Origin of the sequence: Serratia sp. H1w, assembly GCF_000633355.1 — a bacterium.
Classification (GTDB): Bacteria; Pseudomonadota; Gammaproteobacteria; order Enterobacterales; family Enterobacteriaceae; genus Chania.
This window is the reverse complement of the sequence record NZ_AYMQ01000190.1, coordinates 1-10,218: the sequence shown is the minus strand read 5'-3', so window position 1 is coordinate 10,218 and position 10,218 is coordinate 1. Positions and strand designations below refer to the sequence as shown.

General features: G+C 48.6%; 8 protein-coding genes. All 8 read right to left on the bottom strand.

What is annotated here, in order from left to right:
* Positions 1-935 (bottom strand): type VI secretion system baseplate subunit TssF (locus tag U869_RS0128525; RefSeq protein WP_025124028.1); only part of this gene is annotated, 935 nt, incomplete at its 3' end.
* 24 nt (positions 936-959) lie between these two features.
* Complete coding sequence (gene tssC / locus U869_RS0128520) at positions 960-2,420, bottom strand: type VI secretion system contractile sheath large subunit (RefSeq protein WP_025122846.1); 1,461 nt, start codon at positions 2,418-2,420, stop codon at positions 960-962.
* 64 nt (positions 2,421-2,484) lie between these two features.
* Complete coding sequence (locus tag U869_RS0128515) at positions 2,485-2,748, bottom strand: PAAR domain-containing protein (RefSeq protein ID WP_025122847.1); 264 nt, start codon at positions 2,746-2,748, stop codon at positions 2,485-2,487.
* A 738-nt stretch (positions 2,749-3,486) separates the two neighbouring features.
* Positions 3,487-4,461 (bottom strand): hypothetical protein, encoded by a 975-nt coding sequence (locus tag U869_RS0128510; protein WP_025122848.1) that lies wholly within the window; start codon positions 4,459-4,461, stop codon positions 3,487-3,489.
* 19 nt (positions 4,462-4,480) lie between these two features.
* On the bottom strand, positions 4,481-5,578 hold the full coding sequence (locus tag U869_RS30280; RefSeq protein WP_025122849.1) for an inovirus-type Gp2 protein: 1,098 nt from the start codon (positions 5,576-5,578) through the stop codon (positions 4,481-4,483).
* 365 nt (positions 5,579-5,943) lie between these two features.
* Positions 5,944-6,192 (bottom strand): AlpA family transcriptional regulator, encoded by a 249-nt coding sequence (locus tag U869_RS0128500; RefSeq protein WP_025122850.1) that lies wholly within the window; start codon positions 6,190-6,192, stop codon positions 5,944-5,946.
* A gap of 241 nt (positions 6,193-6,433) precedes the next feature.
* A complete protein-coding gene (locus tag U869_RS0128495; RefSeq protein WP_025122851.1) occupies positions 6,434-7,591 on the bottom strand; it encodes a DUF6387 family protein in 1,158 nt (385 codons plus the stop codon).
* A 618-nt stretch (positions 7,592-8,209) separates the two neighbouring features.
* Positions 8,210-9,676, bottom strand: a complete 1,467-nt coding sequence (locus U869_RS0128490; protein WP_157834782.1) for a YfjI family protein — start codon at positions 9,674-9,676, stop codon at positions 8,210-8,212.
* Positions 9,677-10,218: the final 542 nt, after the last annotated feature.

The window sequence follows — 10,218 nt, the reverse complement described above, 5'->3', positions numbered from 1 at the left end:
CTGTAATGGCTGAACAGGTTGATGGCCGGGGTACAATGCAGGCGCACCGTCTGGCGGTTGATGACCAGTGCGGACGGCAAGGGCCGGGAGAACGTAAACCGCAGGGTAAAACCGTGCGAGGCCGACAGCGGAGGCAGGTTGGGGAAGCCCGTCACGTCCATAAATAAAAACGCGCTGGGGAAACAGGCGTGTTCCTGCAGCAGGCGATAGCCCGGATCGGCATTCTGTGGCCACGGCAGCAGCGCCTCGTCGTCGTTGAAACCGACTGGGGTGAGCGCCAACTCCGGCAGTGGCCAGCTCTTGCCGCTCACTTCCAGCGTGGCCTGGCTCAGGTATTCGCTCAGCCATAAATGCAACTGTTTGCCGGTGTGGCCGTCCTCTCCCAGATACAGCCGCAACCCATTTAACGTGCTGAGATCCAGCGGTTGATCCGCCGTGGTGACCAGGTGCAAGCACAGGCTGTCGTGGCCGTGGCGTTGCTCGCGGCTGACCGCCTGTACCTGGAGCGGCCACAGCCGGGTATCGCGGCAGGTACGAAAATGGCAACGCAGCGTCTCCTTACCGGTGGTGACCGGCAGCGGGACACTGACCACCGTAGCCCCTTTGGCAATGTGGGTGCAGGCCTGCGCGGGGTCGGTTTGAAAGTCCTGCTGCCATTCCAGCACGGTCATGCTGGGCGTCGGGCGCAGAAAATAGGGCCACAGCAGGGTCAGCATATGGTGGGTCAGGACCGGTAACTGGTCGGCCAACTGTCCCTCCAACTGCCCGGTCATCCAGGCCATCCCCTCCAGTTGCCGCTCGACATCGGGGTCGTGACCGGAGGCGGTTAAAAACGAAACCAGCGGCGCATGCGTCTGTTGCAGTGTCTTGGCTGCCAGGTGTAACGCGTTGCGCCGACGTGCCTGAGAGGATTGCCGATTTTTATCCCGGTTCATGGTAAAGACGTCCTGTCTGTAAGATTATTTATCCAGACGCCCGGTCAGGGCGAGGACGAAGTTGGAGCCCATGTGCTTGAAATGCGGCTGCACATGCAATTGCGTCAGATACCAGCCAGGGTCGTGCTCCACTTCCTGCACCTCAATGCGGGCCGCACGCAGTGGGCGACGGCTGCGCACGCTGGCAGGCGGGTTCTCCTGATCGGAGACAAACCGTTTGAGCCAGTTATTGAGCTGAAGCTGCAGGTCACCGCGGTTTTTCCAGCCACCCAACCGTTCACGCTGCAGCACCTTGATGGTGTGCGCCAGTCGGGTGATGATAAACAGGTAAGGCAACTGCGCCCCCAACTGTGCGTTGACCCGGGCGTTCATCCCTTCTGGCGTGTTATCTGTCTCGAGTGGCGACTGGACCGAGTTGGCGGAATAGAACACCACGTCCTGCCCTTGCTTGCGCACCCCGAGCGGAATGAAGCCCGCCATCGACAAGGTGTACTGCCACTGGTCTGAGAGCAGCGTCTCGGTCGGGATTTTTTCCTGCCAACGCCCCAGCGCCGAGTAGTATTGAGCAGGCAGGTTGCGGAACGCCCCGCCGCTGTCTGCTCCGATAATGTTCGGGCACCAGCGATAGCGGGCAAAACTGCCCGCCAGGCAAATGGCCAGCAAAAAAGCGCTGTTGCCCCACAGCAGATGTTGATGAGAAGCCACCTGTTCCTGATAGGTAAACTGCCGAACCTGCTGTGACGCCTGGGTGTACGGCTCACGCTGCAGAAAACGGCACACCGTCAGCCCCAGGTAGCGGGCATCGGCGGTGTCTCTGAGTGCCCGCCAGCGCAGGTGTGTCGGCGAGGCCATGACCGCATCCAGGTCAAGAAGGGTGGACAAATCGGCCAGGGTATCGACGCCGAAGAAACTGGCATCTGCCGCCGACAAGAACGGCGCATGCGCCATGGCGCTGACCACGCTCAGGTAGTGCAACAGTTTGATATCGGCAGCACCGGGGGTGAAATCGTAGCAGCCAATCACCGCCGCCACCGGTACCCCGCCAAACTGGCCGTAGCCTGCCGAATAGACATGGCGATAATAGCCCGACGAGGTGATATCGATGGAGAACTCGAAATCCGCCCGCAGTTCTTCCTGGGTGGCATGGAGTAGCGTCAGTTGAATGTTTTCATGAAACGGGATGTTATCCACCAGCAGGGACAGCCCACGCCAGGTCGATTCCAGTCGCTGAAATTCGGGGGCATGCAGGATGGCATCCATCTGTGCGCTCAGACGCTTGTCCAGCTCTCGTAACAGACGGTCAATCAGCAGAATATTGAGGGCGACGTCGCGCCCTTGCTCTGGCAAGGTGCCCAGTAACAGCGCGATATCCGCGTAGCTGACCACATATTCACTGCCATTCAGCGGTGCGAGCAGCCAGGCAACCCGTGGGGTGTGCGGTTGAAAAACGGCGAGTTCGGTCTCTAACGTGTCTAACGTTGCCACGGCATCCTTGCTCCCTGTGCTCCTACCGTTCTGGCGGAGTGATTAGCGCTGAACGAAATCCCCGTCAGGCGTTACATTCATGTTGTGAAGCAATCAACTCGGCGCCACAGGCGGTTTTCATTCCTTCCACTGCCACCTGCACCCCACCAACCTGTGCAGTTGAGGCCCCCATCACGATGGGAAAGACGCCTTTGCATTGCGGGCAAGAGACCAAATGCCCCACCAATGCTACGTTGGTACCGTGAAACTGCATGGCGGGCGAGCCCTGAAGCACCACGCCACCATGAGAGGTGCTGTCGCCTTGTAAAATCACGGCCTTCCCTGCCATACGTCCTCCATACTTGGCACTTTCTTATCACATTACAGGATATTTAGAATCGAAAGAAGCGGAAATATAATAGTCATTAATGGATTTGTGAGCAGTATGGGATTCGGCGAATCTTTTAGCATCAGTCTGGGATAACCGGTGCCGCTCTGGTTGTTCACTTTAAATGTTGCGATGTGTCTAGCGAACGCGGTGGGGGTCGCAATATCTGCCCGCATACTCAGGCGTACGATCGGCACCTTTTTTACTGCTAACAATAGACGGATGACCAGCCTTACTGCGCTATCTGGATGTTAGCAGGATGCCTACAGACAAGTTAGTCATAAAACTCTCTTGCCTTGAACTATTTTGCCGTTTATTTCAGGTTAAAGTGCTGGCTTCAATGCCTTTAAAACAGCCGCAAATGGGCCAAAGAGTCAATACCTACAACATCAGAAAGTAGGTGTTGTCCTGGTTAACTTTATTCTAAATTACTCACATTGATACGCTGAAACGGTTCTATACGTGCCGATTCTGTGTATCGAAAACCTCAAATTCAGACATGACAATCGCCATACCGGATTGCCGCAGTTTCAATATATCAGCAGCGATTCGTTGAATACCCGGACAGAAAAGGCTAAATAGGGGGCTACAATGCGCCCTATTGATACCAAACTCTTTGTGAATCTATAGGATAGTTAGTAGTTCAGGTTTACTGACGGCACTCTCCTTAAAGTTCTGCCGCCAGTAGATGCTGCATTATTACAACATTGATGCCATATCAGGGCACATTGAAACAACGCCAAATGCAGGCTGCGCTCTCGGTAGAACCATCGGAGCATAAAGGTCCGCTTCGGTCATAAACGTCAGCATCAACTCCACCTGTTCAAGCATGGCCTTGTCACCTTCTGCCACATACAGACAACCAGGATAGCCATACACAGTTCGCTCACGTGTGTCGATAAAATAACGTCCCTCCCCCTTTGTCACCGTCTGCTGCCAATACTCACCCAGGCATTGCGCCAATACAGGCCCCGTACCCGCTTGCCCAGCAGAACAAAAGAATATCATTTGCAGGTAATAGCCTTTCATCCGACCATATCCTAGTTGCCAAATTGCGCCTACACAGTGTTCCAACCCAGGAATTGCTCGCACTCCATCCAACAATAGCTGGCAATCCTCTGTGATCCGTTTCAGTGAGATATCAGACTGTACATACGTCAGTTCTATACCAACCGCTACAAAGGACGGAGAATGACGGCAGATTTGCTCCAATGCCTGAAATGCCGCCAGTCGATTTTTCGTGCTTTCACGCTCCCAGTCGGCAACCATTTGTTGATGAGATGCTGAGCAGCGACCTTCAACAAGCCCGACGATAAACTGGAACGTTGCGGTATCTTTGAGATCGGTGGATATCGGCCTGTATTGCTCAGCCTGTTGACCTACCGCAGCAAACAGCCGTACATCGGGATTAAGCATCCGATGATCAAAGGCTGCAGGCAACACAGGTAATAAACGTACATATAACGCGCACAAATCATCTCCAGTATAGGGTGTTGACGCCAGGGTTGACTCCAACTTTCTCAACACCTGATGAAGTTCACTTAGGCGTTCATGATCGCCTGTGATTAGTCGAGTACATTTAGCCGCATGTTCATCTGTGTAGCTGGTTGACAACATAAGATGCAACTCATACTGACTCAGCATTGATGTAGACAATAATTTATTGATATTCATAGTTAATTCCTTGGCTAAATTAAAAGGTCAGATTGCTGTTAATAAGCTGACGGGGACGGCCACGCGGTGTGTCTGACAAAGAAGGTAATTCACCCTTGCCAAACGAGCGCCCATTTTCAGGCAAGGCCAGACGTATCCATTCATCAGCTTTGGTCAGGTAACGTACACCGCGTAATAACCCCTGCTGCATGCGGGAGTCGTTCCAGGAAACCATCCCTATCCCTAACTCGGTATATCGCTCTTTATGGGCATTACAGTTGAAATAACACCCACGTCCACCGGTGATGTGTTGTTTCCAGTATTCACCGATGTGTCTAGCCAACGTCACGTCTTGCCGTACCTTAGCGCCATCAAAGAAAAAGAACATATGGTAGTGATAACGCCTCTCCTTACCGAGCTCGAGTTTCCAAACGTACCCTACTAGGTGTTGAAAAAGTCGATTGGCTTTAGCATTACGAAAGAGTCGTTCACGGTCATCACACGCCTGTTGAGCAGTAACCGTTCGTTTTGCGTGCTCACCGTATGAAAGGTCAACGCGCACCACGAGCAGGCGGCTATAGCGCTCAAACAGCCGTACAACGTAGCGTTGAGCACTACGGGTATTTTTCACGCTTGCACGCTCAAACTTAGCCAGTGCCTTACGGTGCTGTGGAATCCGCACTGCAGCACGAAAATCTGCCAGGAACAGATTCAAGATTTCCGTCCTAAGAGGCTCTGTCCCTGCCAAGACCGAAGAAGGGTCAATAGGCTCAACCGCAAACAGGCAGTCAGCCAACCAGTTGAACCACTGGATTAACTGATTCAAAGTGCGACCGAAGTAAACTGAAGGCTGTTGTAGATGGAATTCCAGCGCCTTTAATAACTCTTTAGCTATCCCAGCCACGCGAGGAAATGCGCCTTGCGCCATAGGAATATAAGTCGTACTTTCAGCTAACTTCTGAACACGTTTAACTTGTTCGATGAGAGCATCCAGTTCATCATTATCTCTAAGTGCAGATAACGTATTGTAATCGCATGCACCTAACGTCTCATCATGAAATAATAAATTCGATTTATTAACCAATAACGTTGGTGACATCTCAGGTATAGGTGATTTACTTTTTAAGAATTCAGCCATAATTTATCATGTCTCTCCTACAGGCATAACTAGCCCACAGGAGAGCATGCTCCTAAATTAGTTTACGATAATAAAATAAAGCACAGTCAGTGTATGAATAGCTATCACAGGCAATAGCTACCCAGTCAACATTATTGCTAACAACGTTGCTATTACTTTACAAGTGATCGCCCAGATGTAGTGTTACTAGTGACAGGTATCGATTACTTCCCTGCTCCATTGGTATTATTTCACGACACTACTACTGATATATTAGAAGTATTTGTATATAATAAGAACCATTACACTACTGACTTCAACATTAAGCTATAGCCTGTGCTTTATTTCCCGTTGGTAGCTATAGACGCAACTTAACAGCGGCCGGACTATAGTAAGTTAGTGATCTGGGTTGAGGCTTTTGCTACGCAACCACGCAGTGCTTTGCGACCATTAATCCAGATGTTAATTTCATCTTCATCCCACCCAATAGCCCCCTTGCCATTGAGGCCAAGGCAAAACGGTTTGGGGAACGTCGGATCATAGTACTTCGACTTTGGGTTCAAACGGTTGCGAATCGAGGACACCGACATACCTACTTTTTTCGCAACGATTTCAATACGTAAAATATTAGGCATAAGAATAACTCTTTACGTTTCCAGGCATACTGACTACCTATGTTTATCAATCAACACTCAAGCATCAGCATTTGCCTACTTGAGCAGCTCAGGAAGCAACAGCCTAGCGATATGAGCATCCCTGCTCTTTCAGTTCGCATGGAGCGTTGCCTCATGTGTAAACAACAATAATATTTCACATAGGAGAATGTAATTACCAGCGGGGAAACTAAAGAGTGGGTGTATTTTTATACAGTGCATATCACAAGAGCTTAATCCATTTCTTATCATTATTTTTCAATGAACTAGACCCACCCCAACTCCTTTTAGGAGGCATTTTGCTAACTTTGCCTTTATCTTTTCGTTTGATCGTTTTCTCCGTTCTGTAACTTTTTACCGCAACTCTCAGCTCTTCCTCTGTCATGTCTGCAACCTCTGGGGTTGCCCGGACTCTGTGTATAAAGTCATCGAAAAAATCATAGGCTCGCCCCTTCCCTATACCTAGAAAAGTTTCAGCCTTACTTAAATAACGCTTCTTGAACGCCGAAGGATTGGCAAGGCTTTTATCCTTTTTTGAGTAATTATGAAGCTTCTTATCAAAATCTGAAATCCGGATAGTGACTTGGTTGTTAAATGCCCAGAGGTAGAGGTCCATCACAGCTAATGTATGATTATCGAAGATACTTAACAGGCTGATATCTGTGAAGAATGCCTTTTTATTCATATAAGCTTTAAACATACAGTCTGCGTATTTTTTACACTCATCAACATCTTGGCAGTCATGACATTCGTGACACTCATGGCATTCACAACACTCAATACAATGGCGACACTCATGATATTCTTTCCGCCAGAATCGCAATGATGATTTTATTGCACTTAGAATATCCTCATCGTTACTGCCAAGATTAATTGCAACAGATATGACCCCAGGAGATGGAATATTATGCGATGCTAAAACATCTCCTGCCTTGACCGAATCCATTGGACCATACCCTGCTTTAATAATCATTCCCGACATACGTTCGATCATCTGGAGATAACAAAGCTGAATATCCTCACCTTTTAAAAGCCTAGCGGCACCAGTCTGATATTCAATATATGCTAAACTTTTCTTCAGGGCGACCTTCTCTTTTGTATTTTTCTTCCTGAAGTGATCCACCTCCTGATTCGACCACTCTTCGCTACACTTATATAAACGAGGGTTACCATTAGTAATGCAGTTATATTGCTTATCAGAACTTATAAGTAACGATTGGTTTGCATGTAACCCATTTGCTTTGGCGGATTTTAAATTGACCATAAGCTCATATCTAGCCAGTATTTCATTGATCAACTCCCCCACTGTAATACCTTTGAAAACATCATAGTTTTTGATATCAAACCATCCAAGATCTTCAAACGTTGCTTTACGATTCATTTCCCCTCCCTGTGATAACAGCACTACAAGAAAAAACCAAGCTTCACCAACTCTACTCGCCCGGGCCCCGAATTCAATAATCATGCCTGGCAAGCTATTCAGTCAAGCGCACTCGCGCAGAACTGACATCTCAAACGGAAATTTTTGTTCCACATTATCTTTGAAGAAACTCTTACAGAGCAAAAACAACCCAGCAATTCCTTAGCGATAAGCGCTATTTTGCTACTTGTAGCAGAGTTGCCAGTGTCGCAGCCCTTATTTTTAGAAAAATATAGCTACAGTTTGTGGTGGGTGATGCTATAGACGCCACAGCGTTCAGTGCAAATATTGGGCTTTATCGATCGTTTATCCCACTGCGCCGCCTAATCCGATTCTTATTCGTCAGGCCAGCATTTTGCCTTAAATTTGCTTCATATCCCACCTCACGATGGGCTGCCTTACCGTTCGGCTAACACTTCCCTTGCCGAGTGCGTAGAGGGCTTTCACCTCCCAGTAACCTGTTTGACCACCCAAACCAACCAGGTTGTACTGACAACGCGTGACACTCCATACACTGCGCACCATAAAAAAAAGGCCTCTGCACTGAAGGCCTATTGAACACAATAACTAACTTCCTTGTTAGACAATGAGTGGGTGATGGAAATACTGCCCCGCATTTACGTAAGTTGTATTATTAGGGCCAATGCAAAAAGTGACTCGACCGGTATGCGCCAGGAGATCCAGCGCTGCGGCCAACTTTTCCTTATCGCGAAGCCCACTAGGCCCATTGCGGCGAATATCGTTTTTCTTCATGTACATGACATTTTTTTCTCGAAATTTTCTGTCAAGCCAAACTAAAAGCTCGCCAGCATCTCTGGTGTTCTGCAAACATTCCGCTTTAGGAGAAAACATGCGTAACGCCTGGTAGGCATACCACTGGCAAATATCGAAAGCCGCATCTACTTTTGTTCTCGAAATCTCACCCTCACCTTCTGTTACATACTGAATCAATGCCGCGATACGAGCGATGTTGTTGGCCATTTTTGACGCTATATCGCTGATGCTGTGATAAGTCCCCCCCGGCCGGATCTGATGTTCAATATGGTTGGCATACTCCATCCAACGCACTTGTGCTTCACGGGAAAAACAAAGTATCTTGCGTGGCTGACCATTGACATGGCTTTCTAACAATTCACTAATACGTGCATGGAAACGGTCCAAACCGTCTCGGTGCATATAACGGCCATCGATAACGCGATAACCTTTTGTAGAAGTGGACTCATCAACCTCCACAGACAGGCAACGGGCATTGAATCCACTGCCACGAGGCACGTCCCCTTGGCGCCGTAAAAAACGCTCATGAACCGCTCTCTGCACCTGCACTGAAAACGTCAAACGCCCCTCCGTGATTCGGATACTGGTGGTCGTTTTACGATCAATCGACATTGACCCCCCATCCCAGAATTGGTTAAGCGAGCTCAGATCCTGCATGACACCACGATCTAGGATTGTCCCCCCCTCATCAGCAATCAGCCCTACACTGCGGCCCACGCCGTCCATATCTGCCAGCAATGCCTGCGGCGTGGTGTTGCTGTACAGTAGCTTGCGTAAACACGGACGTTGGGGTTCACGAGCTTTATGTTCCAGGAGTTGCAACTCTTCAGCGTCTGTTGGCTCATTGCGCTTCGTTTTACGCTTGATCATGTTGAAATAAGCTGACTGTTTCGTACTCCATATCTGATGGCGAGCCTCATAGTTCCTTTGAAGTGCGACATGAGCCTCCGACATAGCAAGATCAAAAGCGTGGAATGGTGCCATAATCTCATCATCAACGCTGGATTTACGCTCTCCCGATTCAGCAATAGCGTAGGTGTACAATGACGTCGGATGGACCAACCCCTCAATCGGGCTGACGTCTATATGGCCTTGGCAGGCCAAAGAAATAGCCGCCAGTAACGTATTGGCGATCAACCCTTCTGGAGCCTGAGTTTTATTACTAACGTTATGGAAAGTTTTGTACAGCAACTCAGGTAACGCATAGCTGGGGAAAGGATACTGCATTAGCGGGAACATACTTGGTTGCCAGTTAACAGGTGTATAGCTCATGATATTATTTCTCTTGATTGAACGTAATGTCATCCCACAAAGTGCCACAACGGGGAGTAAGCAATGAGATTTGACAAATCATTGCAGGTAGATACTTCTCTGCAATGGACCATAAAAGACAATAAAAAATCGGCAAACGTTCCATTTGATAATATGAAACATCTTACTGTTATAATTAATTCGCATTGCATTATATTGAACAATATTGAAATCGGTCGACTTGCGTTCCTATGCACGATACGGTGCCGCAAGTATGAGAGAGTATTAATCGCGATAATTTCGTTTATCGATAAGCCGCTAGCCAAAACAAAGCGGGAGCAACAAAGTTATTCTTAATCTCACACACCAATTAGGTCAAGGCGTATTTCTCTTCTAATTCACTATTGGGGCGCATTGCGTTCTATTGTGCAAATATTTTCTCACCAGCTCTTGTTTTAATATCCGACTGCTACTCATTCACTATTTTTTGAATGTTCTCTACCAAACGTAGAAACGGGAAACACATTTTTAATTTTTTAGAGTATCGGGGTATCGGGGTATCG

Bases quoted from the DNA above. Each gene is read 5' to 3' on its own strand.
- U869_RS0128515 (WP_025122847.1), bottom strand. From the start codon at position 2,748: ATGGCAGGGAAGGCCGTGATTTTACAAGGCGACAGCACCTCTCATGGT.
- U869_RS0128510 (WP_025122848.1), bottom strand. From the start codon at position 4,461: ATGAATATCAATAAATTATTGTCTACATCAATGCTGAGTCAGTATGAG.
- U869_RS30280 (WP_025122849.1), bottom strand. From the start codon at position 5,578: ATGGCTGAATTCTTAAAAAGTAAATCACCTATACCTGAGATGTCACCA.
- U869_RS0128500 (WP_025122850.1), bottom strand. From the start codon at position 6,192: ATGCCTAATATTTTACGTATTGAAATCGTTGCGAAAAAAGTAGGTATG.
- U869_RS0128495 (WP_025122851.1), bottom strand. From the start codon at position 7,591: ATGAATCGTAAAGCAACGTTTGAAGATCTTGGATGGTTTGATATCAAA.
- U869_RS0128490 (WP_157834782.1), bottom strand. From the start codon at position 9,676: ATGAGCTATACACCTGTTAACTGGCAACCAAGTATGTTCCCGCTAATG.